Genomic DNA, 25,118 nt, shown 5'->3' on the forward strand with positions numbered 1-25,118 from the left:
CATGTCCCCCAACGGCACCGACAACCGCATCCGTGACGTCGTCATTGTCGGGGGGGGCACGGCCGGCTGGATGACGGCCGGCGCGCTCGTCGAGCATTTCCGGGGTTCCGGGTTGAAGATCACCCTGGTGGAAAGCTCTTCCATCGGCACCATCGGGGTGGGGGAGGCGACGATCCCCACGATCCGGCAATTCTACCAATCCATCGGCCTGCGCGACCTGGATGTGATGAAGGCCACGCATGGCACGGTCAAGCTGGGCATCCAGTTCGATGGCTGGCTGAGCCCTGAATCCAGTTTCATCCATCCGTTCGGCGTCTATGGCCAGGATCTGCGCAATATCGCCTTCCACCAATATTGGCTGCGCCTGCGCGCCGCGGGGGAGGAAACGGATTTCGGCGATTATTCGCTGGCCGTGGCGCTGGCACGCGCCGAACGTTTCACCACGCCGTCACCCAACCCGCCCTCCACATTGTCCGTTTTCGACTGGGCCCTGCATTTCGATGCCGGCCTGTTCGCGCAGTTCCTGCGCAGACAAGCCGAAGCCAAGGGCGTGCGCCGCATTGACGCCAAGGTCGAACGGGTGGAGCAACGGGCCGAGGACGGGCACATCACCGGCTTGGTTCTGGATAATGGCGACACGGTCACCGGCGACCTGTTCGTCGATTGCTCCGGCTTCGGAGGCCTGCTGATCGAAGGGGCGATGAAATCGGGGTATGAGGATTGGACGCAATGGCTGTTCTGCGACCGCGCGCTGGCAGCCCAGGGCAATGCCATCACGCCGCCGCCGCCCTATACCCGTGTCACGGCGCATAATGCCGGCTGGCGCTGGACCATCCCGCTTCAGCACCGCACCGGTCACGGCTATGTCTATTCCAGCCGCTTCATCAGCGACGCGGACGCTGAAGAAGAGTTGCTGGGTGCCGTCGGCCGCGATCTGAAGATGGCGCCGCGCCGCATCGCCTTCACCCCCGGCCGCCGCAAACAGGCATGGAAGGGCAATTGCGTGGCCATCGGCCTGTCATCGGGCTTCCTGGAACCGCTGGAAAGCACCTCCATCGCCTTGATCGAAACCGGCATCGAGAAGCTGAAGCAGCTGTTTCCGGGCAAGCAGATCGATCCGCGTCTGGTGGATGAGTATAATGACTGGAGCCGGCGCGAGATCGAGCGGGTGCGCGACTTCGTGATCCTGCATTACTGGGCGAACCAGCGCCAGGACACCGCGTTCTGGCGCGCCTGCCGCGACGTGGAATTGCCGGAAAGCCTGCTGCACAAGCTGGAGATGTGGAAGCGCCGCGGTCACATCATCCGCTACCGCTGGGAGATGTTCCAGCCGTCCAGCTGGCTGGCCATCTATAACGGCTTCGGCATCCTGCCCGATGGCTATGACCCGGCCCTGGATGGGTATGACGTGGCCGGCCTGTCGCGGGCCTTGGGCGGCATGCGCAATGCCATCGCCCAGGCCGTCAATGACTGTCCCACGCACAATGAATTCATCGAACGCTACGCCAAGGCGGACATGTGAACCCGCCGACCGGGAATATAGGGGAAACGCCATGAAGCCGTTGAAGAAGATCGTCATCGCCGGGGGTGGCACTGCCGGCTGGATCACCGCCGCGATGCTGTCCTTCATGATGAAGGGGACGCAGACGAAGATCGAGCTGGTGGAATCCGATGAGATCGGCACGATCGGTGTGGGCGAGAGCACGATCCCGCCTTTCGTCGTCCTGCTGCGCAACCTGGGCATCGATGAGCAGGAATTCATCGCGGCCACCGATGCCAGCTTCAAGCTGGCCATCCGGTTCGAGGATTGGTTCAAGAAGGACCAGACCTATTACCACCCGTTCGGCACGCTGGGCGGCCAGATCGATACACACGAATTCTATCAATGCTGGCTGCGCGCCAAGGAGGCGGGCCATCCGTCGGAATTGCAGGATTTCGCGCCCGCGACCGTGATGGCTGACCAGTTCAAATTTATGCTGCCCTTCAAGGCGCAGCGCACCCTGCTGGCATCCGCCTCCTACGCCCTGCATGTCGATGCCAAGCGCGTGGCGCAATATCTGCGCAATTATGCAGAGACGCGCGGCGTGACCCGGACGGAAGGCCGCATCACCCGTGTGCGCACCCGGCCCGACGGCTTCATCGAAGGGCTGGATTTGGCCAATGGCAAAGTGGTGGACGGCGACTTCTTCATCGATTGCACGGGTTTCCGCTCATTGCTGCTGGGCCAGACGCTGGGCGTGGGCTTCATCGACTGGTCGAATGAGCTGCTGTGCAACCGCGCCATCGCCGTGCAGACGGAGAACACCGATGATGATAGCGACGTGCATCCCTACACCCTGGCCCATGCGCAGGATTGCGGCTGGCGCTGGCGCATCCCGTTGCAGCACCGCGCCGGCAACGGCTATGTCTTCTCCAGCCATTTCCTGTCCGATGACGAGGCCATCGCCACCCTGATGCGGCAGGTACGGGGGCGGCCCATCATCGATCCGGCTGTCATCCCCTTCCGCACCGGTATGCGCGCCAAGATGTGGGAGAAGAACTGCGTGGCCCTGGGCCTGGCCGCCGGCTTCATCGAACCGCTGGAATCCACCGCCATCCACCTGGTCTACCGCGCCGCCGACTATCTGATGCGCTTCTTCCCCGATGCCGATTGTGATGCCTCGCTGGCTGCCGAGTTCAACCGCCGCATCGGCGCGGAATATGAGGAGGTGCGTGACTTCATCGTGCTGCATTACTGCACGACCCAGCGCGACGACACACCCTTCTGGCGCGCCGTCCGCCGGGCGCCGATCCCCCCGTCCTTGCGCGCCCGCATGGACCTGTTCAAGGCCACGGGCATCCTGCGCCAGGGGCTGGAGGAACTGTTCGGTGCGGCGTCCTGGCAGTCGGTCTATGAGGGCATGGGCGTGCGTCCGGCCCGCTATCAGGCGCTGGTGGACAAACTGCCGATGAGCGTCATCACGGAGACGCTGGACCGTTCGGCCCCGCTGCTGCGGTCCCAGGTGGCGGGCCTGCCCGGCCATGCACAGTTCCTGCGCGACCATTGCCGCGCGCCGCGGGATATGTGAGGGGGCGTATGCTGAGGGGGAGGGAACTCCCCCTCAGCGCCGCGCCGGCGGGGCCGTTGATCGGCGGATGACCACGTGATGGGGCAACACCCGGTGGGCCACCGGTGCCGCATCGCCCTTCTTGCGGGTCAGGATATTGACCAGGATTTCCGCCGCCGCGTCGGCCAGCTCCTGGATGGGCTGCTTCACCGTGGTCAGGGGCGGCCAGACCATCTCCGCCAGTTCGATATCGTCGAACCCCACCACCGACAGGTCACCCGGCAGCGACAGGCCGCGATCATGGGCCACCGACAGCACGGCGGCGGCCATTTCATCGTTCGATGCGATGATGGCCGTGGGCGGTTCCGGCAGCGACAGCAGCCGGCGCGCGCAGGACAGGGCCGAGCGATAGGTGAAGCCGCCCTGCTCGATGATCTCCGGATCGGGCTCCAGCCCATATTCACGCAGCGCGTCGCAATAGCCGGAATAGCGCAGCCGCGTGCCGGCATGATGTTCCGGCCCCTTGATGAAGCCGATGCGCCGGTGGCCAAAGGCCAGCAGGTGCAGGGCCATATCGTTGCTGGCCGCCCGCTCGTCGATGCGCACCGACGACCCGCCCTCGCGCTCATGCTGCGGCGTGACCCGGACATAGGGGATGTTGGCGCGTTCGATGACGCCGATCACGATGTCATTGTCGGTGACCGGGGCGGTCAGCACTACGGCATCCAGGTTCAGTTGGTTGACCAGCTTGCTGACCCGCTCCTCCACATCGTCGCCGCGATAATCGATCTCCTCGATCAGCAGGTGATAGCCCTGGTCGCGGAACCTTGTCAGCAGGCCCATCTGGATCTGGCCGGTATAGGGGCCGCCCGGATCACCATAGACATGGGCGATCAGATAGGATTTGTCGCCCTTCAGGCTCTGGGCCGACTTGTTGGGCTGGAACTGCAATTCCGCCATGACCTTCTGCACGCGTTCGCGCGTTTCCGCACTGACATAGCGTTCATTGTTCATGACGCGGGAAACAGTCTTGATGGACGCGCCGGCGGCGCGGGCGACATCGATGATCGTCGGCTTGCGTTCTGCCACGATGGAACACCCGTTGGATGAAAGACGACGCGTTCAAAAGGCCCCGGCGGAACCGGTTCCCAAATTTCACGGAAAATCCACACTTTGCAAGCGTCGGATAACGATGTCAGACCCGCCACTTTCCTGCCCAGGTTGAGGTGGGAAAATGCCGGTCCCAGCGATCATTCCCGCACATAATCCAGCGGCAGCTCCGTCGTGTATTTCAGGCATTCCATGGAGAAGCCGGCGGACACGTCGGACAGGTTGGCCACCTTGATCAGGCGTTTATAGAGCGCGTCATAGCCGGCGATGCTGTCGACCATGAATTTGATCAGATAGTCGATATCGCCCGACATGCGGTGAAGCTCGATTACCTCCGGGATGCGGGCCACGCCCTCGGCGAACTTGCCCAGCCATTCCTCCGAATGGGTGGCCGTGCGGATCAGGATGAAACCGGTCAGGCCCAGGTTCAGCTTGGCCGGGTTCAGCAGCGCCACGCGCTTGGCGATGATGCCTTCATCCTCCAGCCGCTTGATGCGGCGCCAGCAAGGGGTCTGCGACACGCCGGCCCGTTCGGCGATTTCGGCGACGGAGCCCGACGCGTCGGCCTGCAGCGTGGCCAGGATCTTGCGATCAATCTTATCCAAAATATTCTCCGGTTCCGGAAAAATATGGAACAAAATCGCACAAATAACCGCCATGACCAAGGATATTTGGACAAAAATCACGCCAATCTGGTGATAGGCTTCCCTTGTTTCCGGCTGAGGGGAGGAAAGCCATGCTGTGCCGCCTGTTCAACGAACATCCGGCCACGGTCGGCGAAAGTTATCTGGGCCATATGGGCCAGGCTTTCCATTTCGGATTCTCCATGCTGTTGGCGGGTCTGGCCTGTCTCATCCATGGCTTCCTGCCATTCCTGTTCGTGAAGACCGGCAGCAACGCCATCCGCCGCCTGCATGAACGCATGGTCACCCATCGTGATCGCCGCACGGTGGTCGCGTCGGGGAACCTCGCCCGATGACCTTCGCCCCCTGGACCAATCAGCCGGCGCGGCACCCGCTGGTCCAGCGGGGACGCGATGGGCTGCCGGGCCTGCTGCTGGCCGCCATCGTGGCGCTGGCGGCGGGGCAGATGGCGGCATGGCAGGGCGGGCCGGTGATGCTCTATGCCCTGCTGTTCGGCATGGGCCTGAATTTCCTGGCATCTGACGCCCGCTGCCTGCCCGGCATCACCATCGCGACCAAGCCGATCCTGCGCCTGGGCGTGGCGCTGCTGGGTGCAAAGGTGACGCTGGGCGACATGCTGGGCCTGGGTTGGGGGGCGGTGGCGCTGGCCGTTTCCGGGCTGCTGGTCACCCTGTCCGGCGGATACCTGATCGGCAGGCTGCTGCGCCTGAGCCCGGCGCATGCGCTATTGTCCGCCGGGGCCGTGGCCATCTGCGGCGCGTCGGCGGCGCTGGCCATTTCGGCCGCCCTTCCAGCACGGCATCAGGCGGAAAGGCCGACCCTGCTGGTCGTGGTCGGCGTCACGGCACTGTCCACCATCGCCATGCTGGTCTATCCGCTGCTGGCGGGTCTGCTGGGGCTGGCGGAGGGGCAGGCGGGCCTGTTCTTCGGTGCCACCATCCATGACGTCGCCCAGGTGGTGGGGGCGGGGTACCTGGTGTCCGATCATGCGGCAGAGGTGGCGGCCATCGTCAAGCTGATGCGCGTGGCCTGTCTGGTGCCTGTGGTCATGGCCGTGGCCTGGATATTCCGGGAGAAGGGGGAGGGCGCGCGGAAAGCGGCCCTGCCGACCATCCCGCTGTTCCTGCTGGGGTTCGTCGCCCTGGTGGCGGTGAACAGCGCCGGCCTGCTGCCCACCCCCACCCTGGCTGTGCTGGGCGAGGTCTCGCGCGGCTGTCTGGTGCTGGCCGTGGCGGCGCTGGGCATGAAGACCAGCCTGAAGGAACTGGCGGCACTCGGCCCCCGGCCCGTGGCGGCCCTGGTGGGGCAGACGCTGCTGCTGGCCCTCTTCGCCCTGTGCTTCATCGCCCTGCTGGGTGGGTAAGGTCTTTCAGTTCCCTCTTGCCAGAAAAAATCCTGCGCCCACCCCAACAAGCCTGTTGCCTTCTGTTATGACACCGGTTACCTAATAGAAGCGCGACCATCCCGGTTACCGGCGCTCCTAAGGTGTTATCGATGTCCAAGCCTTTGGCCCTGCATGAAGACCGTCTGTTTCCGGCCGATTCTGGTACCCGCGCCATCGCGCGGCGGCTGTACCAGCTGGTCAAGGACCTGCCGATCATCAGCCCGCATGGCCATACCGATCCGTCCTGGTTCGCCGGCAATGCCCATTTCGGCAATCCGACCGAATTGCTGCTGGCGCCCGACCATTATGTTTACCGCATGCTCTACAGCCAGGGCATTGCCATGGGGGATGTGGGCGTCGGTGACCGGTCGGGCCCGTCCACGGCCGATCCGCGTGCCGCCTGGCACTTGTTCGCCAAAAATTTCCACCTGTTCCGGGCCACGCCCAGCTGGCTGTGGCTGAATTTCGTGTTCACCAAGGTGTTCGGGATTGATGTCGCCCTGTCGGCGGCCACCGCCGACCATTACTATGACACGATCGATGCGGCGCTGAAGACTGATGCCTTCCGACCCCGTGCCCTGTTCGAACGTTTCAATATCGAGGTGATTGCGACGACGGAGGGGCCGACCGACACGCTGGACCATCACCACAAGGTGCTGGAAAGCGGCTGGAAGGGCGGGCGTGTGGTGTCGGCCTACCGGCCGGACGCGGTGATCGATCCCGAACATGAACAGTTCCCCACCGCCATGCGCGCCTTTGCCGAGGTGACGGGGGAGGATGTGTTCACCTGGAAGGGTTATCTGAATGCCCATCGCAAGCGCCGCCGGGACTTCATGGCCGTCGGCACCACCAGCAGTGACCATGGCCATATCACGGCCAACACCGCCAACCTTTCGGCGGCGGACGCGGAAAAGCTGTTTCAGAAGGTGCTGAAGGGTGATTTCACCGCCGCCGATGCCGAGACCTTCCGCGGTCAGATGTTGACCGAGATGGCGGGGATGAGCATCGAGGATGGGCTGGTGATGCAGATCCATCCCGGCGCCTTCCGCAACCATAATGGCCAGGTGTTCGACCGGTTCGGCCGCGACAAGGGTGCCGACGTGCCGTCGCGCACCGAATATATCCGTGCGCTGAAGCCGCTGCTGGACCGCTATGGCAATGACAAGCGTCTGTCGATCATCCTGTTCACCCTGGATGAGACGACCTATGCACGCGAGCTGGCACCGCTGGCCGGCCATTACCCGACGTTGAAGCTGGGTCCGGCCTGGTGGTTCCATGACAGCCCGGAAGGCATGATGCGCTTCCGCGAGCAGGTGACGGAGACGGCCGGGTTCTACAACACCGTCGGCTTCAACGACGATACCCGCGCCTTCCTGTCCATTCCCGCCCGCCATGACGTGGCGCGGCGCGTGGATTGCGCCTTCCTGGCCCGCATGGTGGCCGAACACCGCCTGGACGAGGATGATGCCGCGGAAGTGGCGGTCGATTTATCATACAACTTGCCCAAGAAAGCCTATAACCTGTAAAAGCCGCACCCAGAGAGGTCGGGCGAATCTGCCCGGCGGATGCGAAAAAATCCGGGAGAAACAGTATGTTCGCGAAGACCTACCACGCCACCCACCCCGTTATGATGCAGGGTGCCAGCAATGACGATCTGCGGGATCGTTATCTGATGACTGGCCTGTTCGCAGCCGATCAGGTGGTGCTGAACTACAGCCATAATGAGCGTTTCGTTGTCGGTGGCGCCGTGCCCGTGCAGGGTGCGGTGGTCCTGCCGCACCAGACGGAGCCGGCATCGGCCGCCGGTCACCCGTTCCTGGAACGCCGGGAACTGGGCATCGTCAATATCGGCGGTGCGGGTTCGGTGACGGTCGATGGCACCGTCTATGAGCTTGGCAACAAGGACGGGCTCTATGTCGGCATGGGGGCGAAGGATGTGAGCTTCGCGTCGGTGGATGGTGCCGCGCCGGCCCGTTTCTACCTTGTCTCCACGCCCGCCCATGCCAGCTTCCCCAACAAGAAGATCGGCATCAAGGACGCGGTGGCGCTGGAGCGCGGGGCGCTGGAGACCAGCAACGAGCGTACGATCTATCAGTATATCGTGCCGGCCACCTGTCAGTCGGCGCAGCTGTTGCTGGGCCTGACCATGCTGAAGACCGGTTCAGTGTGGAACACCATGCCGCCGCACCTGCATGACCGCCGTTCGGAAGTGTACCTGTACTGCGACATCCCCGGCGACAACCGCGTCTTCCATTTCATGGGCGAGCCGGAAGCAGCCCGTCACATCGTCGTGGCCGATGGCGAGGCCGTGATGTCCCCGCCCTGGTCCATCCATATGGGCAGCGGCACCGCCAACTATTCCTTCATCTGGGCCATGGGCGGCGAGAATCTTGATTACACCGACATGAAGGTGATCGATATCTGCCAGCTGCGCTGAGGGGATGCGGCTTCCGCCGCTCTTCCCGTCACCCCGGCGAAGGCCGGGGCCCAGCTGACGGGCATTTCGTTCTACGAACTGGGCCCCGGTTTTCGCCGGGGTGACGGTAGAACGAGTTGCCTTCGTCTTTCCCACCTATCCGGGAGCATCCCATCATGAGCAATCCCTTCGACCTTTCCGGCAAGGTGGCTTTGGTAACCGGTGCCAATACCGGGATCGGCCAGGGTATCGCGCTGGCGCTGGCCCAGGCCGGTGCTGCCATCGTTGCCGTCGGCCGGTCCACGCCCACCGACACGCAGGCTGCCGTTGAAGCTGCCGGCGCGAAGTTCGCTTTTGTGTCCGCCGATCTGGGCACGGGCGCGCCGGTGGCGGAGATTGTGGAGAAGGTGGTGGCCGCTTTCGGCCGCGTCGACATCCTGATCAACAATGCCGGCACGATCCGCCGCGCCGACGCCCTGGAATTCTCCGAGACAGACTGGGACGACGTCCTGGATGTCAATCTGAAGACCCCGTTCTTCCTGGCCCAGGCCGTGGCGAAGAAATTCATCGCGCAAGGGTCGGGTGGCAAGATCATCAATATCGCCAGCATGCTGTCCTTCCAGGGCGGCATCCGCGTCGCCTCATATACCGCGTCGAAGAGCGGCATTGCCGGCGTCACCAAGCTGCTGGCCAATGAATGGGCGGCCAAGGGCATCAATGTGAATGCCATCGCGCCCGGCTATTTCGCCACCAACAATACCGAGGCGCTGCGCGCCGACGAAAACCGCAACCGCGACATCCTGGCCCGTATCCCGGCGGCGCGCTGGGGCTCCCCGTCGGATCTGGGCGGTGCCGCCGTTTTCCTGGCCTCTGCCGCCGCCGACTATGTCCATGGCATCACCCTGCCCGTGGATGGCGGCTGGCTGGCCCGGTAAAGCATAGTGTGATCAGTTCAAACGGAAACGTTTGAACCGTGAATCGCACGGAAAATTTAAAGTTACTCCCAGCAGTGGCTCCCACCGCTGCCACTTATACCCCCGCCCACCCCATGGGCGGGGGTTTCTTTTTTCAGGCCCATGCCAGCCGGATCACTCCATCATCCAATACGCCCACATCCAGCACGGCATAATCGGTGATCGTGGGGTGCGGGGTGGATACCGGGTGCGGATGCGTGGCCGTGACCACCATCACCGCCGCCCCTGCCGCTTCGGCCGCTGCGATGCCGGCGGGACTGTCCTCCAGCACCAGGCAGCGGTCGATGGATGTGCCCAGCCTGTCGGCCGCCAGCAGGAAACAGTCCGGCGCCGGCTTGCCGCGCTGCACATCCTCCGCCGCGATCATCAGGGCGGGCAGGGGAATGCCCGCCGCCGCCAAACGCGCTCGGGCCAGAAGGCGCGGGGCCGACGTGACGATGGCCCAGCGTGACGAGGGCAAGGCGGCCAGGAATTCGGCGGCCCCTTCGATGGGGTCGATCCCCTCCACATCCTCGATCTCCGCCGCGGTGATGGCGGCGGCTTCGGCCACCGGGTCCAGGCCTGGAAGGTTCAGGCGGCGGATGGTTTCCACCGATTGCACGCCATGGATGGTGGGCAGGAAGGCGGCGACGTCCAGCCCCTGGCGCTCCGCCCAGGCCGCCCAGACCCGTTCCGCCGATTTGATGGAACTGAGAACGGTGCCGTCCATATCAAGCAGGATCGTATCGATCACCCGGTCGGGGAAGAGAAGGGACATCAGGGGGCTCCGCTTATGGTCGGCCCCCAGGCTATCGCATCGGTCCCGCCGCGACAGGCGGTCTCCCCGCATGGCTCCCTCCCGTAAGGTGAAGGGAGCGCTAACATCGTCGTTGCCGTCACCCATCATGTATACTACCATACCAGTTAAGGCTTGCAGGCCTTGGCGACTGACGATCAACGTCGGCGCGTTTGGTAGAGGAAATGCCCTTGTTGCACCAGAACAGCCCTGTCCGGACCCGTCCGGGCAGCCGCCATGTCGCGCGGCCCTTCTCATCCCGCCTCGCCGGATCGATCACCGCCATCGCCTTGCTGGCGCTGGCCGCTGTGCCCGACGCATCGGCCTGTGACGCGCCGGTCAGCGCTTGCGCGACGGGCACGGCCAGCAGCCTGGGGCTGATCCGGTCCGGCCGGCCGCTGCCCGTCTATGTCGATGCCACCGCCGACCCGGCGGTAAAGCATGCCGCCCGCAGCTTGCGCGCCGATCTGGGCCGCGTGGCGGGGCAGGAGGCGGCGGCCTTGTCGGCCTTGGCCGAGGCGAGCGGCCCCGTGGTGATCATCGGTGTCCTGGGCGCCAGCCCGGTCATCGATGCGCTGGTGCGCGAGGGCAAGCTGAAGGCCGATGATCTGGCCGGGCAGTGGGAGGGGTTCCGGCAGGTGGTGGTGGACAAGCCCGCCCCCAACATCCCCCGCGCCCTGGTCATCGTCGGGTCTGACCGGCGTGGGGCGGTATTCGGCACCTATGATTTGTCGGAACACATCGGTGTCTCGCCTTGGGTCTGGTGGGCCGATGTGCCGGTGGTGCAGAAGCGCGACCTGTATCTGGTGGCGGGGTCGCGGGGCGACCATCCGCGCGTGAAATATCGCGGTTTCTTCATCAATGATGAGGAGCCGGCCTTCGGCGGCTGGGCACGCGCGAAGTTCGGCGGCATCAATGCCGATCTCTATGCCCATGTGTTCGAGCTGCTGCTGCGCCTGAAGGGCAATTACCTGTGGCCCGCCATGTGGGCGCCCAAGGCCTTCAATGATGACGATCCGCGCAACATGGTGCTGGCGGACGAAATGGGGGTGGTCATGGGCACCTCCCACCATGAGCCGATGACCAGGGCCCAGGCCGAATGGCATCGTAACAAGGAACAGGGCGTCACCGGCGGCCGCTGGGACTATACGGTCAATGGCGACAACCTGCGCACCTTCTGGCGTGGCGGCATTGAACGGATGATGTCCAAGGGTGACGGCACGCCTTATGAAAGCCTGGTGACCCTCGGCATGCGCGGCGATGGCGATGAACCGATGGCGGAGGGCACGGCCACCCAGTTGCTGGAAACCATCGTCGCCGACCAGCGCCGGATCATCGCCGAGGTGACGGGCAAGCCGACACAGGCCACGCCACAGGTCTGGGCGCTCTACAAGGAGGTGCAGGATTACTACGATCACGGCATGCGCGTGCCCGACGACGTGACCCTGCTGTTCGCCGACGATAATTGGGGCCAGATCCGCCGCCTGCCCGTGCCCGGCCGCGACCCCATCGACCGGGCCGGCGGTTATGGCGTCTATTACCATTTCGACTATGTCGGCGGCCCGCGGAATTACAAATGGATCAACACGATCCAGAACGCCAAGACCTGGCAGCAGATGAACCTGGCCTATGAGACGGGGGCCAGAGCCCTGTGGGTGGTCAATGTCGGCGACATCAAGCCGCTGGAATATCCGCTGGATTTCTTCCTGGACATGGCCTGGAATCCCGAGGCGATGACGCCGGCGGCACTGGAGACCTTCCCCCGCCGCTGGGCTGCGGAAACCTTCGGCGCGGCACTGGGGGAACAGATCGGGGAGGTGATGGCCACCTATGGCACCTATGCGTCGCGCCGCAAGCCGGAACTGATCGACCAGGACAGTTTCCCGCTGGGTGACGGCATGGGGCCGGAACTGGATGGCGGCCCGTTCGGGCAGATGGTGGAGGATTGGCGCACCCTGGTGGACAAGGTCGCGGCGATCAAGACCAAGCTGCGCCCCGATCAGCACGACGCCTATTTCCAGCTGGTCGAACATCCGGTCCTGGCGCTGTCCAACCTGTACGAGATGTATTACGCCACGGCCTGGAACCGCCGCCTGATGACGCGCAACGACCCGCGCGCCAATTATTTCGCCGATATGGTGGAACGCACCTTCAAGCGCGATGCGGAACTGACGGCGCAGTACCATGCGCTGAAGGGCGGCAAATGGGACCGGATGATGAGCCAGATCCATATGAGCTATGTGATCTGGCAAGACCCGGTGGCCCAGACCATGCCCAGCATCAGCCGCGTATCGGCCGATACCCCGCCCGACCGGCTAGCAGCCCAGATCAAGTTCGCCCGCTCCGACCGCAGCGATCCGCGCACCATCACGCTGCCGGCCGCGAAATTCGACCGGGCGGTGGGGGCCAAGGGCTTTACCTGGACGGTGCTGTCCCATCTGGGGCAGGGAGACGCCGTGCTGGCCCTGCCACAGGGCCGGCCATCGACGGGGGCGGAGGATGGGGTGCGGCTGGAATACGCCGTCACCCTGCCAGAGGCCGGCACCGCCCATGTGGCGCTGCGCCTGGCCCCGACGCTGGACACGCGCGGCGGGCAGGGCATCCGCATCGGTGTGTCCATCGATGACGGCCCGGTCCAGTTGGTGACCTCCCACCTGATCCCCACCCCCGGTGCGGTCACCATGCCGGAACAGGCGGCCTGGGTGGAGGCGGTGAAGAACCATGCCCATACGGTGGATACCAGCTTCCCCGGCATCAAGGCCGGGCGCCATACGGTCAAGGTCTGGCGCATCGATGACAATGCTGTGCTGGAAAAGCTGACGGTCAGCCTGCGCTGAGGAGCGTCAACCGATGGGTTCGAAGACGATCAAGGCGCTGCGCTGGTGGATGATCGGGCTGATCATGCTGGGCGCGATGATCAATTACCTGACGCGCGCCACCCTGGGCGTTGCCGCCCCGACGGTGCTGACCGATCTGGACATCACCACGCAGGAATATGGCTGGATCACCGGCGCCTTCCAGCTGGGCGTGATGATGCAGCCGCTGTGCGGCTATATCCTGGACGTGATCGGGCTGAAGATGGGTTTCGCCATCTTCGCCACCGTCTGGTCGCTGCTGACCATGGCGCATGGGCTGGCCAACAGTTGGCCCATGCTGGCGGGGTTGCGCGGCCTGCTGGGCATCGCGGAGGGATCGGCCAATCCTGCCGGGATGAAGGCCGTGTCGGAATGGTTCCCGGCGCGTGAGCGTGGCCATGCCGGGGGCCTCTATAATATCGGCGCCTCGGTCGGGTCGATGCTGGCCCCGCCGCTGGTGGCCTGGGCCATCCTGTTCTGGAACTGGCAGATGGCCTTCGTCATGGCCGGTGCACTGGGGCTGGTCTGGGTCGTGGCCTGGTTGAAATTCTACCAGTCACCTGCCACCCACCCCGCCCTGTCCGATGCCGAACGCGCCCATATCGCGGCGGGCCAGGAAACCCACCTGACCGGCGATGGCACCAAGCCGTCGATCCGGCAATTGCTGAAGCAGCGCAATTTCTGGGGCATCGCCCTGCCGCGCTTCCTGGCTGACCCCACCTGGGGCACCTTGGCCTTCTGGGTGCCGTTGTACCTGACGACGGTGCGCGGCTTCGATCTGGCGGCCATCGCCATGTTCGCCTGGCTGCCCTTCGTGGCGGCCGACCTGGGCTGCCTGTTCGGGCCGACCATCGCCAGCTTCCTGCACCGCCGTGGTGTGGGGCTGTTGAACGCGCGGCGCTGGGCCTTCACGGTGGGGGCGCTGATGATGACCGGCATGGCCTTCGTGGGACGGGTGGAAAGCGCCTATCTGGCCATCGCCCTGCTATGCCTGGGCGGTTTCGCGCACCAGACCCTGTCGGTCACCGTCATCACCATGGCGTCGGACCTGTTCCGCCGCAACGAGGTGGCGACTGTGGCCGGCATGGCGGGTACCATGGGCAATCTGGGCGTCCTGATCTTCTCCCTTCTGATCGGTGGATTGGTGGCGAGTGTGGGTTATGATCCCTTCTTCCTGGCGCTGGGCGTGCTGGATATCCTGGGCGCGGTGCTGCTCTGGGTGCTGGTGCGCGACCATGCAAAGACGGTGACGCCATGATCCGCAACCCCATCCTGCCGGGCTTCAACCCTGACCCCTCCATCGTCCGTGTGGGCCGGGACTATTACATCGCCACCTCGACCTTCGAATGGTTTCCCGGTGTGCAGATCCATCATTCGCGCGATCTGGTGCATTGGCGGCTGGTGGCGCGGCCATTGAACCGGCCCAGCCAGCTGAACATGCTGGGCGCGCCCGACAGCTGCGGCGTCTGGGCCCCCTGCCTGACCCATGCCGATGGGCGGTTTTACCTGATCTATACCGACGTGAAGCGCTATGGCCGCACCAGCGTGGCCGGTGCCTCGGGCGCCTCGCTGCGCGACTTCCATAATTATCTGGTGACAGGTGAGACCATTGATGGCGACTGGTCCGACCCGGTGTATCTGAACAGCAGCGGCTTCGACCCGTCGCTGTTTCATGATGATGATGGCCGCAAATATCAGGTCAACATGCTGTGGGACCATCGACCCGGCCACAACCGCTTCGCTGGCATCGTCTGTCAGGAATATTCCCACGCGGCACAGGCCCTGGTCGGTGACCGCACGCTGATCTTCAGGGGCACCAGCCTGGGCCTGACCGAAGCCCCCCATCTCTACAAGCGCGACGGCTGGTACTATCTGCTGACGGCCGAAGGGGGGACCGGCTGGAACCATGCCGTGACCATGGCAAGGTCGCGCGCCCTGACCGGCCCCTATGAGCTGCACCCCGATACCTATATCCTCACCTCTCGCAACCGCCCCGACGCGGCCCTACAGCGGGCCGGCCATGCCGATCTGGTCGACACGCCGGAGGGGGAGACCTATGCCGTCTATCTCTGCGGCCGGCCGCTGCCCAACCGCGGTCGCTGTGTGCTGGGGCGGGAGACAGCGATCCAGCGCATGGTCTGGGGCGGGGATGGCTGGTTGCGCACCGTGGACGGGCAGGGACTGCCCAGCCTGTCCACCCCGTCGCCCGGCCTGCCCCCCCATGCGTTCGCGCCCACGCCGGTGCGGGCCGATTTCGACGGGCCCGACCTGCCCATCGATTTCCAATGGCTGCGCACCCCCTATCCGGCGGAGATTTTCAGCCTGACCGATCGCCCCGGCTGGCTGCGGCTGCATGGACGGGAGACCATCGGCAGCCATTTCCGTCAGGCCCTGGTGGCCAGGCGCCAGCAGGCATTCTGCTATTCGGCCGCCACAAGCATGGATTTCGAGCCACGGCATTTCCAGCAGGTGGCCGGTCTGGTCTGCTATTACGGTGCCGCCAAGTTTCATTATCTCCATGTCAGCCATGAGGAGGGGATCGGCCGCCATCTGCGTGTGATGTCGGCTCTGCCGGACAGTCCCCAGGCCGACGCCTTCACCGATCCCATCCCGCTCCCGCCTGGCCCCCTGTGTCTGCGGGCGGAGGTGGATTTCGAACGGCTGCGCTTCGCCTACAGCCTGGACGGTACGTCTTGGTCCTGGCTGCCCCAGACCTTCGATGCCAGCATCCTGTCGGACGAGGCGACCAGCCCCGGCGCCCCCAATTTCACCGGCGCTTTCATCGGCATGGCCTGTCAGGACATGTCCGGCACCGGCCTACCGGCCGATTTCGACTGGTTCGATTATCGCGAAAGGGACTATGTCGCCGATCCCGCTGCCATCACTAACACCTAGATATGATTCCCCTCCGCCCGGCCCTCGTGCCAGCATGGGACCTCACATCCGCCCTTGGAAGGATGCAAGGTGTCCGTGCCCCTGCTTGTCTGTGTCATCGATGACGATCCGTCGCTGAGTGCGGCGCTGGTGAACCTGTTGCGGTCATTCGGCTACCGCGCCACGGCACATGGATCGGCAGAGGATTTCCTGGCCAGCGCCGATCTGGGTGGTACGGACTGCGTCGTCACCGATATCCAGATGCCGGGCCTGTCGGGCATTGATTTGCGCTTGGCCCTGGCGGGCCGGCGGCCCGACCTGCCCGTTATCCTGATGACGGCGCGCACCGAACGCCCGCTGCTGGAACGCGCCCTGGCGTCACACCCGTTCCGGCTGCTGCGCAAGCCGTTCGATGCCGACGAGTTGGCGGGCTGCCTGGCCGAAATCATCGGGCCGGCGGAGGGACTGCCACCCCATGATTGACGATATCGCCGATCTGGTGACGGAAAGCCTGGTGGTCCGCGATATGGGCGGCCGCATCACCCTGTGGAACCGCGCGTCGCAGACGCTCTATGGCTGGCCACGGGCGCAGGCGCTGGGCAGGGATCTCAACGATCTGCTGGTTACCCGCCACCTGTTCCCCATCGCCGATATCGAAGCCAAGGTGCTGTTGGCTGGGTCCTGGGAGGGGGAGGTGGGCCGGCGCGCCGCCGACGGGGCGGAGCGCCGGGTGGAGGTGCGCTGGACCCTGCGCCGCGATGCCGATGGCCAGCCCCGCGATATTGTGGAGACGGGGCGCGACATCGCCACCCTGTCGGCGCTGGAACAGGATGCGCGGCTGGCGGCCCATCGTTACCGCAACCTGTTCCAGGCCATGGCCGCCGCCTTCTGGGAAATGGATTTCAGCCGGGTGCGCATGATGATCGGCGACCTGATGGCCGCCGGCGTCACCGATTTCCCCCGCCACATGGCCGAAAATCCCGACTGGATTGTCGAGGCAATGCGGGCCGTGCGCGTTATCGACGTCAATGACAAGGCGGTATCCCTGTTCGGCGCGACGAGCCGAGAGGAAATGGTGGGTGGCCATGTCGCCTGGTGCTTCCCACCGCAAAGTCACCGGGTCTTTGCCGAAAGTCTGATCGCCGCCGCCCGGCGCCAGGACCGTTACGCCACCGAAACCACCCTGACCCGTCTGGATGGCCGGCCCATCGACGTGCTGTTCACCGTCTGCTGGCCGGAGGAGCATAAGGGCAGGGGCCATGTGCTGGTCGGCGTTATCGACATTACCGAGCGCAAACAGGCGGAGGAGGAGACGCGGCGCAGCGAGCGGCGATACCGGGAGTTGTTCGACAATATGCCCGTGGCTCTGGGGCAGCTGGACCTGCACTATATGAACAGCCAGTTGCGCTCATATATCGGCAATGGCCGGCCCATGCCCCGGACAGAAACCGATATCGACCTGGATTTCATCCGCGACATCCTGCGCAACACCCGGACGATCGAGGTGAACCCCCAGGCGCTGCGCCTGTTCCGTGCGGCGGACCGGGAGGAGATGCTGATCCCCATCGAACGGTTCTGGCGCACCCGGCCGGAAACGGTGCGGCGCACCGTGCTGGCCCGTCTGCGGGGCGAGCCCGGATATTCGGAGGAAACCCAGATCGACGCGCTGGACGGTACGCCGATCGACGTCCTCTATACCGTGGCCTTCCCGCACGCCACCTGGGAACGCGGCACCAATATCGTGGCCTTCGTCGATATCGGCGACCGTGTGGCGGCCGTGGCCAAGGTGGAACAGATGCAGACGGAGCTGGCCCATGCCGGCCGCGTCGCCATGCTGGGCGAACTGGCCGCCTCCATCGCGCATGAGGTGAACCAGCCCCTGGCGGCGATCAGCGCCAGCGGTGCTGCTGCGCTCCGCTGGCTGGGCCGGGCGGAGCCCGATCTGGCGGAGGTGCGGGAACTGGCGGGGCGGGTGGTGTCGGATGCGCAACGCGCCGCCGGCATCATCGCGCGGGTGCGCGACATGGCCGCCAACCGCCGCGCCGACCATGTGCCCGTCGGCCTGAACGATCTGGTGGAGGAGGCGACGCGCTTCCTGAAGCATGAGTTCCAGGCGCGGCAGGTGGAATTGCGCTTCGACCCTACCCCCGGCCCGGCCCTGGTCGCGGCCGACCGTATCCAGATACAGCAGGTCATCGTCAATCTGGCCGTCAACGCCCTGCAGGCGATGGCGGCGGCGCAGATGTCGGAACAGCGTCTGTCTGTGACCGTGGCCGCCACGGATGAGGGGCACCTGTCGGTGATCGTGGAGGATAATGGCCCCGGCCTCAGCCCCACCGTCGCCCCGCGCCTGTTCGACAGTTTCTTCACCACCAAGCGGGACGGGCTGGGCATCGGCCTGGCCGTCTGCCGCTCCATCATCGAGGCGCATGGCGGCAGTATCGAGGCCACCAACCGTGCCGACGGACCCGGCGCAAGATTCCGTTTCACCCTGCCCGCCCTGGCGGAGGGGGACGTACTTAAGAAGGGGGCATGATGAACCCCATCGCCCTTGCGCCTGATGCTTCCGCAACTTAACCTTTCCCTCGTCAAATGTCCGGAGCGGCCCCCGATGTCGGCTGAATCCATCGTCCATATCATCGATGACGACGCCTCCCTGCGGCAGTCGCTGGACAGCCTGTTCCGGTCCGTCGGGCTGGGAGCCATGGCGCATGACAGCGTGCGTTGTTTCCTGGATACCGTGCGCCCCGATGTGCCGGGCTGCCTGCTGCTGGATGTGCGCATGCCGGGGATGAGCGGGCTGGATTTCCAGGCGCAGCTTCAGGGCCTGGGCATCTCGCTTCCCGTCATCATCATGACCGGTCACGGTGACATCCCCATGTCGGTGCGGGCGATGAAGGCCGGTGCGTTGGATTTCCTGCCCAAGCCGTTCCGCGAACAGGATCTGCTGGACGCCGTCTCCGCTGCCATCGAGCAGGACCGCACCCATCGCCTGGCGCACGGTGCGGTGACGCAGCTCCGTTCCCTTTACGAAACCCTGACGCCGCGCGAACGGCAGGTGATGGCCCTGGTCACGGCCGGAAGGCTGAACAAGCAGGTGGCGGGTGATCTGGGCCTGTCGGAGATCACGGTGAAGATCCATCGCGGCTCCGCCATGCGCAAGATGGGGGCCCGCACGCTCGCCGATCTGGTGCGCATGGCGGAAACCCTGAAGCTGGACCCGCAGGCGGCCGCTCCCCGCGCCTATACGCAGGTATGAGCAGCCTACATCCATGGACAATTGGTTAACGGCATCTCAGGGCGCATCGTAGGCACACCCCGCAAGCACGGGGCCCAGCGATCACCGGAGATGACCCGATGTCGGCGACCACCCCTATCGACAGGGCGCGGACGGCACTGCTGTTCGTCGATCCTTATAACGACTTTCTGGCGCCGGAAGGCAAGCTCTGGCCCATGGTGGCAACCGTGGCCACGGAACTGGGCCTGCTGAACAACCTGCGCAAGGCCGTGGCGGCGGCGCGCGGTGCCGGCCTGCCCATCATCATCGTGCCGCATCACCGTTGGAAGGATGGTGACCTGGATGGCTGGGACCATCCCAACCCGTATCTGGAGGGCGGTTACCGCCACCGCGTGTTCGCGGCCGGCAGCTGGGGTGGGGAATGGTTTCCCGACTTCGCGCCGCAGCCGGGCGACATGGTGGCCACCGAACATTGGGGCTCCAGCGGCTTCGCCAACACCAACCTTGACTTCCTGCTGAAGCAGCGGGGTATCGCCCGGGTCATCCTGATCGGGCTGATCGCCAATACCTGCATCGAAAGCACCGGCCGCTATGCGGTGGAGCTTGGCTATCACACCACCCTGGTCCGCGACGCCACGGCGGCGGCCGGGCCGGAGGCCATGCGCGCCGCGCACGAGATCAACGGTCCCACCTATGCCCACGCCATCGTCACCACTGCTGAGCTGGTGGATGCGCTGGCCACGCCCAATATCTGAGGAGGATGACATGAGCAGCATTTCCGTCGATTACACCGCCCTGACCGCTCCCAACCGCAGCGTGGAGGTGGATGGCCGCACGCTGGCCTATCGCCGCTTCGGCCAGGGACCGGACCTGGTCCTGTGCGTGCGCTTCCGGGGCACCATGGACAGTTGGGACCCGCTGTTCCTGGATCTGCTGGCGCGGGATTTCACCGTCACCACCTTCGATTATTCCGGCCTGGGCCTGTCCACCGGCAAGGCCAGCTATGCCAAGCAGGACATGGCCAAGGATGTGGATGATCTGGTCAAGGGCCTGGGCCTGGGCCGGGTGGTGATCGGTGGCTGGTCACTGGGCGGCTTCGCGGCGCAGGTGTTCGCGGCGACATATCCCGACAAGGTCAGCCACGTCCTGGCCATCGCCACCATGCCGCCCGGCCTGTTGGTGAAGCCGCAGGATCCGTTGTTCCTGCAGACCGCCTTCACGCATGACTATGGCATGGCGGAGGAATATATCCTGTTCTTTGAGCCGGACAGTGCCAAATCCCGTGCCGCGGGCGACGCGTCGGTGGCCCGCATCCGGTCGCGCGCCGCCGTGACGGATGCCTTCACGCCGCCCGATATCATGATACAATCGGTGATCGCCAGTTCCGATCCGACCACGCCGTTCCCCGATCCCGACGGCGCCTTGCAGGCCTTCTTCCGCAGCACGGACATCCCCGTCCTGGCCCTGTCGGGCGACCATGACATCATGTTTCCGGTGGAGAGCTGGTACGCGCAGAACGACCTCTGGCCCACCCTGTTCGTGGCCACCTGGCCCGACAGCGGCCACGGGCCGCAGCACCAGTATCCGGAACTCAGCGCCGATCTGATCGCCAGCTTCGTGAAGAACAACCCGCGCCCGGCCTGAGGGTCGGACGCATCAAACAGCAGGAGACGACCATGCTTCTTGGATTATCGATCGAGGCGTTCACGACGCTGCATGTGGTGATTTCCCTGATTGGTCTCGCCACGGGACTGGTCTGGCTTCTGGCCCTGGTCAATGGGCGGTGGCTGGGGGCGGTGAATGCCGTCTTCCTGGTCACCACCATTGCCACCACCATCACCGGCTTCATGTTCCCCATCACCGCCTTCACGCCCGCCTTGGGCGTGGGGGCTGTCTCCCTCGCGGTCCTGGCCGTGGCGCTGGTGGCTTATTTTCGCCGCCAGCGCAGCGGGGTCTGGGCCGCAACCTATCTGGGGACTGCCATTTTCGCCCTGTACCTGAACGCCTTCGTGGCGGTGGTGCAGTCCTTCCTGAAGATCGCGGTGCTGAACGATCTGGCCCCCACGGGAAGCGAGCCGCCCTTCGCCCTGGCTCAGGGCGCGGTGCTGGTTGCCTTCATCGGGTTGGGCTGGCTGGCGGTGCGCCGGCGGCCGCTGCCCCTCTGATCAGCGTTGGCGCACCGGCCAAAACCCCTGCGCCTGCCGGCCTCACGGGCACATGGCCGTGAAAAGGGCGGCATAGTCGCTCTGGTTTTCCAGAGCCGCGGCGAAGCCCAGGATGGCATCCTGGCTGCCCTTGTCGATATGCGGCCCGGCCATGCGGCGGAATTTCGCCTCAAAATCGGCGTCTTCCATCGGCGTTTCGACAGAACCCGGCCCGGACACCACCTCCTGCACCAGCAAGGCACCCGACCGCAGCGTCAGCGTGATCCGGTTGGGCAGATATTGGGGGAACAGGGCTGTCAGGGCCGGGTCTTCGCTGACCGTCGTCCGGGCCATCAACGCCCCCGCCCGCGGATCGGCGATCATCGCCGGATCGTAGGAGGCGAGCGTGATCCCGCCATCGATCAGCGCACGGGCCACATTGTAGGGCAGGCTGTGATCGGCGGTTTCCCTGGTGGCGGGCCGCCATTTCTGCGGATCGCTGGCCAGGATGCGATACCCGATGTCGGTGGTGTCGATGTGGATCGACGCGATGTCGCCAAGGTCGGGCACCTGGGACCGCAGGGCGATGCCGGCCCAGACCGCCGTGTGCAACTCGCCATTGGTGGGGAAGGTCTTGGTCAGGGATTTCAGGATGCGGTAATCGCCGTTCTCCGGCGTACCGAACCGGCCGATATCGAAATCCAGCTCACCCGACACCTGCCGGATGAAACCCATCTTGCCCTCGAAGATCGGCGACGGACCGTCCATGCCGTGGCGGGCCAGGCCGGCACAGAAGATGGCGTTGCGCGCGGCATTGGCCGCGGATGCGCCTTTCCAGGCCGACAATTCACCCGAGCGCACCTGGCGCATCGCAACATGGCCGTTGAGTGCCATGTTGATGGCCTGTGCCGTCTGTTCTTCGGTCAGCTTCATCAGCCGCGATGCGGCGGCGGCCATGGAGACCAGGATATAGTTCACATGGTCCCAGCCGCGCTTGTTCAGCCCGGCCGCATCCTGCAGGCGCATCTGCACCTCGTACGCCAGGGCGATGGCGGCGATCAGGTCTCGACCCGATGCCCCCTCGGCCTCCGCCACGGCCAGGCAGGCGGGGATATTGTCGCTGGGATGGCCCGGCTCCAGGCTCATATAGCCGTCATTATAGTCCAGATAGCGGACCATGGTGCCGTTGGCGAAGGCGGCGATGTCGGGTGTGGTGCGCAAGCCGGTACCGAAAACCGTCGCCGCCGGTACCGGCACCGTGGCCGCCAGCGCCGTCGCGGCCATGGCGGGCGTGGAGCCATAGGCTCCCAGCGCACAGGCCAGGCTGTCGACCAGCCGCTGCTTCACCCGCGTCACGACAATCGGTGGCAACCGCGCAGCATCCAGGGTTATCGCGTAACGGGCGATCTGCTCGGCAATAGTCATGATGATCTCCAGAATGGGCCCGGTGCACCACACCGGGCCCCACAGGTGCTCACATCTTCCAGCCGACCGTCGCGCCAAAGGTGCGCGGTGGGCTGTAGGACCCGAAATTGGCCCCCAGGAACACGGTCTGGTGCGTACGAGTCACCTCCTGGGTCAGGTTCTTGCCCCAGAGCGACAGGGTCCATTGGCCAGAGGCTGCGGTATAGGTAGCGCGGGCATCGACGAACTGGGTCGAGGGACGACGTTCCGGCCCGTCATTGGAATTATCGTCGAAGATCATGCTTTCATACCGATAGTCGGCGGCGAACAGCAGGGTGCTGCCATCGCCCAGCGACGCCTCGTATGAAGGCGACAGCACGATCTTGTGCTTGGGCGTGCGCGACAGGCGGTTGCCGGCGTAATCCACGCCGGGCTCCGGCGCGAACTCGTCAAAGGTGGCGTCGGTATAGCCATAGCTGGCGGCCAGCCGCGCACCCTTGAATGGGCTCCAGTTCAACTGGGTCTCATAGCCTTTGATGGTCGCCTTGCCGGCATTTTCCGTGACGATGGACAGATTGGGCAGGGTCCGCTTGGTCTGCAGGTCCGTGTACTTCATCACGAAGAAGGTGTTGTTCCAGGTCAGGTGCCCATCCAGGAAGCTGCTTTTCTGGCCCAACTCATATTGGGTGGCGAATTCCGGCTCGAATCCGTCGGCCGCGTCGGCGGCGGAGGATGGCGTATCCTGGAAGCCACCGCTCTTGAAGCCGCGGGACACCATGGCATAGAGCTGATGGTCGCGCTCCAGCTTGTATTGCGCGCCACCGCGCCAGGTCCAGGCGTCATAGCTGTCGGATGTGGTGACGTCGAACTCTTCCTCCCCGCGCAGCACGGCCGTGCCGGCGGTGTTGGAAACGCGGTAATCCTTCTTGTCCTTGGAATAGCGCAGGCCGCCGATCAGCGAGAAACGCTCGCCCAGCGGCACGGTGGCGTCGCCGAAGGCGGCATAGGATGTCAGCTTGGCCGCCTGGGTATAGATCTCCGTGGCCGGACGGCCCTGATCGATGACCAGGATATCAAGGCGGTCGGTATCGTTGTTGAAATTATAGAGCCCGGCCACCCACTGGATGGTGCTGTCGGGCAGCGAATTCAGCCGCAATTCGTGGCTGGAAAATTCGCTGTCCTCGTCATTGCCGCCGCTGATGCCGAGGGGGTTGGTCGTCTCGTTGCCGCCGTCGAAATCATAGGCGACGTGGTAATCCAGGTCGCGGTAGGAACCGAGATATGTCGCCGTCGCGAACGGCAGGTCCCAATCCAGCTGGCCCCGCACCCCCCAGGTGTCGCGGTCCTGATAGCCCTCGTCAGAGCCGGCCGTACGCTTGCGGTTGCGGTCGACGGTCCACAGGGCGCGGCGGGGATCGGTCGGGTCCAGGTCCAGCACATGCTGGGCCGGGCCCGTGGCGCGGTCGCGGGTGCCATCGACGCCCAGCAGGACGCGCACCGTTTCCGACGGCTCGCCATAGATCTGGAACCGGCCGCTGCGCGTATCCTGGTCCTCCACCCGGCCCCCGGTGAAACTGTTCTTCACATAGCCGTCATGGGTGCGCCAGGCGCCGCTGGCGCGAGCCGCCCATTTGCCCTCGGCCAGCGGGATATTGGCAAAGCCCGCCGCCTCCAGCCGCTCATAATTGCCGACCGTGGCCTCGGCACCCGCATCGGTGCGGTCCAGATCCGGCCGGTTGCTGACGACATTGATGGCGCCGCCCACCACGTTGCGGCCATAGAGCGTGCCCTGCGGTCCCTTCAGCACCTCGATCCGGGACACGTCGAACGCGTCGAAGGCCACGGCCGCCGGCCGGCCCATATAGATTTCGTCCAGGAAGACGGCGGCGCTGGGGTCACCGGCGGCACCACGGTCGCTGGACCCGATGCCACGGATGGCGATACGCGGCTGGGACGCGGGGAAGGCATCGAAATTCAGGCCCGGCGTGCGGCTGGCGATATCATCGATCTGGCGCAGGCGGGCCTGGGCAATCTCCTCGGCGCTGAACGCCGTCACCGTGACCGGCACGTCCTGCAGGCGCTCGCTGCGGCGCTGGGCCGTGACGATGATCTCCTCCAGCACGGCGGGGCCCGCCGCTTCCTGGGCCAGGGCGGCACTGGCCGACAGCAGAATGGCGGCGGATGTTCCACAGGCCAGGGCCTGGCGGCTGAAAACGCGCATTTGTTCCTCCCTAAAGGCTCTTCTACCCGGTT

General features: G+C 65.1%; 21 protein-coding genes. 16 read left to right on the plus strand and 5 right to left on the minus strand.

Going from position 1 to position 25,118, the window contains the following annotated elements; all coding sequences use genetic code 11:
- Position 1: 1 nt before the first annotated feature.
- The gene (locus AC1Q7F_RS24965) at positions 2 to 1,522 is read left to right on the plus strand and encodes a tryptophan halogenase family protein (protein ID WP_492511256.1); all 1,521 of its coding nucleotides are present in this window, start codon (positions 2 to 4) and stop codon (positions 1,520 to 1,522) included.
- A 31-nt stretch (positions 1,523 to 1,553) separates the two neighbouring features.
- Positions 1,554 to 3,068, plus strand: coding sequence for a tryptophan halogenase family protein (locus AC1Q7F_RS24970; RefSeq protein WP_492511257.1), 1,515 nt, complete (start codon positions 1,554 to 1,556; stop codon positions 3,066 to 3,068).
- Between the two features lie 33 nt (positions 3,069 to 3,101).
- Here AC1Q7F_RS24970 and AC1Q7F_RS24975 read toward each other — a convergent pair whose 3' ends face one another.
- Entirely contained in the window at positions 3,102 to 4,136 is a 1,035-nt protein-coding gene (locus AC1Q7F_RS24975) for a LacI family DNA-binding transcriptional regulator (protein WP_492511258.1), read from the minus strand.
- 161 nt (positions 4,137 to 4,297) lie between these two features.
- The gene (locus AC1Q7F_RS24980) at positions 4,298 to 4,762 is read right to left on the minus strand and encodes an Lrp/AsnC family transcriptional regulator (RefSeq protein ID WP_492511259.1); all 465 of its coding nucleotides are present in this window, start codon (positions 4,760 to 4,762) and stop codon (positions 4,298 to 4,300) included.
- Between the two features lie 131 nt (positions 4,763 to 4,893).
- Here AC1Q7F_RS24980 and AC1Q7F_RS24985 point away from each other — a divergent pair, with 131 nt between their 5' ends.
- The 5 genes from AC1Q7F_RS24985 (at position 4,894) to kduD (ending at position 9,536) form a co-directional block, all read left to right on the plus strand.
- Positions 4,894 to 5,136: a DUF6356 family protein gene (locus tag AC1Q7F_RS24985; RefSeq protein WP_492511260.1), complete on the plus strand. Its 243-nt coding sequence runs from the start codon at positions 4,894 to 4,896 to the stop codon at positions 5,134 to 5,136.
- Positions 5,133 to 6,164: a YeiH family protein gene (locus AC1Q7F_RS24990; RefSeq protein WP_492511261.1), complete on the plus strand. Its 1,032-nt coding sequence runs from the start codon at positions 5,133 to 5,135 to the stop codon at positions 6,162 to 6,164. The genes AC1Q7F_RS24985 and AC1Q7F_RS24990 overlap by 4 nt, the downstream gene beginning before the upstream one ends.
- Positions 6,165 to 6,295: 131 nt before the next feature.
- On the plus strand, positions 6,296 to 7,711 hold the full coding sequence (gene uxaC / locus AC1Q7F_RS24995) for a glucuronate isomerase (protein WP_492511262.1): 1,416 nt from the start codon (positions 6,296 to 6,298) through the stop codon (positions 7,709 to 7,711).
- Between the two features lie 65 nt (positions 7,712 to 7,776).
- Positions 7,777 to 8,622 (plus strand): 5-dehydro-4-deoxy-D-glucuronate isomerase, encoded by an 846-nt coding sequence (gene kduI / locus AC1Q7F_RS25000; protein WP_492511263.1) that lies wholly within the window; start codon positions 7,777 to 7,779, stop codon positions 8,620 to 8,622.
- Positions 8,623 to 8,777: 155 nt separating this feature from the next.
- Positions 8,778 to 9,536 carry a 2-dehydro-3-deoxy-D-gluconate 5-dehydrogenase KduD gene (gene kduD / locus AC1Q7F_RS25005; RefSeq protein ID WP_492511264.1) on the plus strand — a complete coding sequence of 253 codons (759 nt, stop codon included), beginning with the start codon at positions 8,778 to 8,780 and terminating at the stop codon, positions 9,534 to 9,536.
- 133 nt (positions 9,537 to 9,669) lie between these two features.
- Here the strand turns inward: kduD and AC1Q7F_RS25010 are convergent, their stop codons facing one another.
- Positions 9,670 to 10,332, minus strand: coding sequence for an HAD-IA family hydrolase (locus AC1Q7F_RS25010; RefSeq protein WP_492511265.1), 663 nt, complete (start codon positions 10,330 to 10,332; stop codon positions 9,670 to 9,672).
- Between the two features lie 209 nt (positions 10,333 to 10,541).
- Between AC1Q7F_RS25010 and AC1Q7F_RS25015 the strand changes: the two genes are divergently transcribed.
- The 9 genes from AC1Q7F_RS25015 (at position 10,542) to AC1Q7F_RS25055 (ending at position 21,482) form a co-directional block, all read left to right on the plus strand.
- Positions 10,542 to 13,187 carry a glycosyl hydrolase 115 family protein gene (locus AC1Q7F_RS25015; RefSeq protein ID WP_492511266.1) on the plus strand — a complete coding sequence of 882 codons (2,646 nt, stop codon included), beginning with the start codon at positions 10,542 to 10,544 and terminating at the stop codon, positions 13,185 to 13,187.
- 13 nt (positions 13,188 to 13,200) lie between these two features.
- A complete protein-coding gene (locus AC1Q7F_RS25020; protein WP_492511267.1) occupies positions 13,201 to 14,463 on the plus strand; it encodes an MFS transporter in 1,263 nt (420 codons plus the stop codon).
- Positions 14,460 to 16,100, plus strand: a complete 1,641-nt coding sequence (locus AC1Q7F_RS25025) for a glycoside hydrolase family 43 protein (protein ID WP_492511268.1) — start codon at positions 14,460 to 14,462, stop codon at positions 16,098 to 16,100. Before AC1Q7F_RS25020 ends, AC1Q7F_RS25025 begins: the two co-directional genes overlap by 4 nt.
- A 69-nt stretch (positions 16,101 to 16,169) precedes the next feature.
- Positions 16,170 to 16,562: a response regulator transcription factor gene (locus tag AC1Q7F_RS25030; RefSeq protein WP_492511269.1), complete on the plus strand. Its 393-nt coding sequence runs from the start codon at positions 16,170 to 16,172 to the stop codon at positions 16,560 to 16,562.
- Complete coding sequence (locus tag AC1Q7F_RS25035; RefSeq protein WP_492511270.1) at positions 16,555 to 18,615, plus strand: PAS domain-containing sensor histidine kinase; 2,061 nt, start codon at positions 16,555 to 16,557, stop codon at positions 18,613 to 18,615. Before AC1Q7F_RS25030 ends, AC1Q7F_RS25035 begins: the two co-directional genes overlap by 8 nt.
- A 75-nt stretch (positions 18,616 to 18,690) precedes the next feature.
- On the plus strand, positions 18,691 to 19,338 hold the full coding sequence (locus AC1Q7F_RS25040) for a response regulator transcription factor (protein WP_492511271.1): 648 nt from the start codon (positions 18,691 to 18,693) through the stop codon (positions 19,336 to 19,338).
- Between the two features lie 98 nt (positions 19,339 to 19,436).
- Positions 19,437 to 20,072: a cysteine hydrolase family protein gene (locus AC1Q7F_RS25045; RefSeq protein WP_492511272.1), complete on the plus strand. Its 636-nt coding sequence runs from the start codon at positions 19,437 to 19,439 to the stop codon at positions 20,070 to 20,072.
- Between the two features lie 10 nt (positions 20,073 to 20,082).
- On the plus strand, positions 20,083 to 20,961 hold the full coding sequence (locus AC1Q7F_RS25050) for an alpha/beta fold hydrolase (RefSeq protein ID WP_492511273.1): 879 nt from the start codon (positions 20,083 to 20,085) through the stop codon (positions 20,959 to 20,961).
- 32 nt (positions 20,962 to 20,993) lie between these two features.
- Positions 20,994 to 21,482, plus strand: a complete 489-nt coding sequence (locus AC1Q7F_RS25055) for a hypothetical protein (RefSeq protein ID WP_492511274.1) — start codon at positions 20,994 to 20,996, stop codon at positions 21,480 to 21,482.
- Between the two features lie 42 nt (positions 21,483 to 21,524).
- On the opposite strand, the gene AC1Q7F_RS25060 is transcribed toward AC1Q7F_RS25055, so the two are convergent.
- Together AC1Q7F_RS25060 and AC1Q7F_RS25065 are read right to left on the minus strand one after the other, a co-directional pair.
- Positions 21,525 to 22,886 carry an MmgE/PrpD family protein gene (locus AC1Q7F_RS25060; protein ID WP_492511275.1) on the minus strand — a complete coding sequence of 454 codons (1,362 nt, stop codon included), beginning with the start codon at positions 22,884 to 22,886 and terminating at the stop codon, positions 21,525 to 21,527.
- A 49-nt stretch (positions 22,887 to 22,935) separates the two neighbouring features.
- On the minus strand, positions 22,936 to 25,086 hold the full coding sequence (locus AC1Q7F_RS25065; protein WP_492511276.1) for a TonB-dependent receptor: 2,151 nt from the start codon (positions 25,084 to 25,086) through the stop codon (positions 22,936 to 22,938).
- Between the last annotated feature and the right edge of the window lie 32 nt (positions 25,087 to 25,118).

This window comes from Niveispirillum sp. GW835-FHT14G11 (assembly GCF_058793615.1).

Bases quoted from the DNA above. Each gene is read 5' to 3' on its own strand.
- AC1Q7F_RS24965 (WP_492511256.1), top strand. From the start codon at position 2: ATGTCCCCCAACGGCACCGACAACCGCATCCGTGACGTCGTCATTGTC.
- AC1Q7F_RS24970 (WP_492511257.1), top strand. From the start codon at position 1,554: ATGAAGCCGTTGAAGAAGATCGTCATCGCCGGGGGTGGCACTGCCGGC.
- AC1Q7F_RS24985 (WP_492511260.1), top strand. From the start codon at position 4,894: ATGCTGTGCCGCCTGTTCAACGAACATCCGGCCACGGTCGGCGAAAGT.
- AC1Q7F_RS24990 (WP_492511261.1), top strand. From the start codon at position 5,133: ATGACCTTCGCCCCCTGGACCAATCAGCCGGCGCGGCACCCGCTGGTC.
- uxaC (WP_492511262.1), top strand. From the start codon at position 6,296: ATGTCCAAGCCTTTGGCCCTGCATGAAGACCGTCTGTTTCCGGCCGAT.
- kduI (WP_492511263.1), top strand. From the start codon at position 7,777: ATGTTCGCGAAGACCTACCACGCCACCCACCCCGTTATGATGCAGGGT.
- kduD (WP_492511264.1), top strand. From the start codon at position 8,778: ATGAGCAATCCCTTCGACCTTTCCGGCAAGGTGGCTTTGGTAACCGGT.
- AC1Q7F_RS25010 (WP_492511265.1), bottom strand. From the start codon at position 10,332: ATGTCCCTTCTCTTCCCCGACCGGGTGATCGATACGATCCTGCTTGAT.
- AC1Q7F_RS25020 (WP_492511267.1), top strand. From the start codon at position 13,201: ATGGGTTCGAAGACGATCAAGGCGCTGCGCTGGTGGATGATCGGGCTG.
- AC1Q7F_RS25025 (WP_492511268.1), top strand. From the start codon at position 14,460: ATGATCCGCAACCCCATCCTGCCGGGCTTCAACCCTGACCCCTCCATC.
- AC1Q7F_RS25035 (WP_492511270.1), top strand. From the start codon at position 16,555: ATGATTGACGATATCGCCGATCTGGTGACGGAAAGCCTGGTGGTCCGC.
- AC1Q7F_RS25040 (WP_492511271.1), top strand. From the start codon at position 18,691: ATGTCGGCTGAATCCATCGTCCATATCATCGATGACGACGCCTCCCTG.
- AC1Q7F_RS25045 (WP_492511272.1), top strand. From the start codon at position 19,437: ATGTCGGCGACCACCCCTATCGACAGGGCGCGGACGGCACTGCTGTTC.
- AC1Q7F_RS25050 (WP_492511273.1), top strand. From the start codon at position 20,083: ATGAGCAGCATTTCCGTCGATTACACCGCCCTGACCGCTCCCAACCGC.
- AC1Q7F_RS25055 (WP_492511274.1), top strand. From the start codon at position 20,994: ATGCTTCTTGGATTATCGATCGAGGCGTTCACGACGCTGCATGTGGTG.
- AC1Q7F_RS25060 (WP_492511275.1), bottom strand. From the start codon at position 22,886: ATGACTATTGCCGAGCAGATCGCCCGTTACGCGATAACCCTGGATGCT.
- AC1Q7F_RS25065 (WP_492511276.1), bottom strand. From the start codon at position 25,086: ATGCGCGTTTTCAGCCGCCAGGCCCTGGCCTGTGGAACATCCGCCGCC.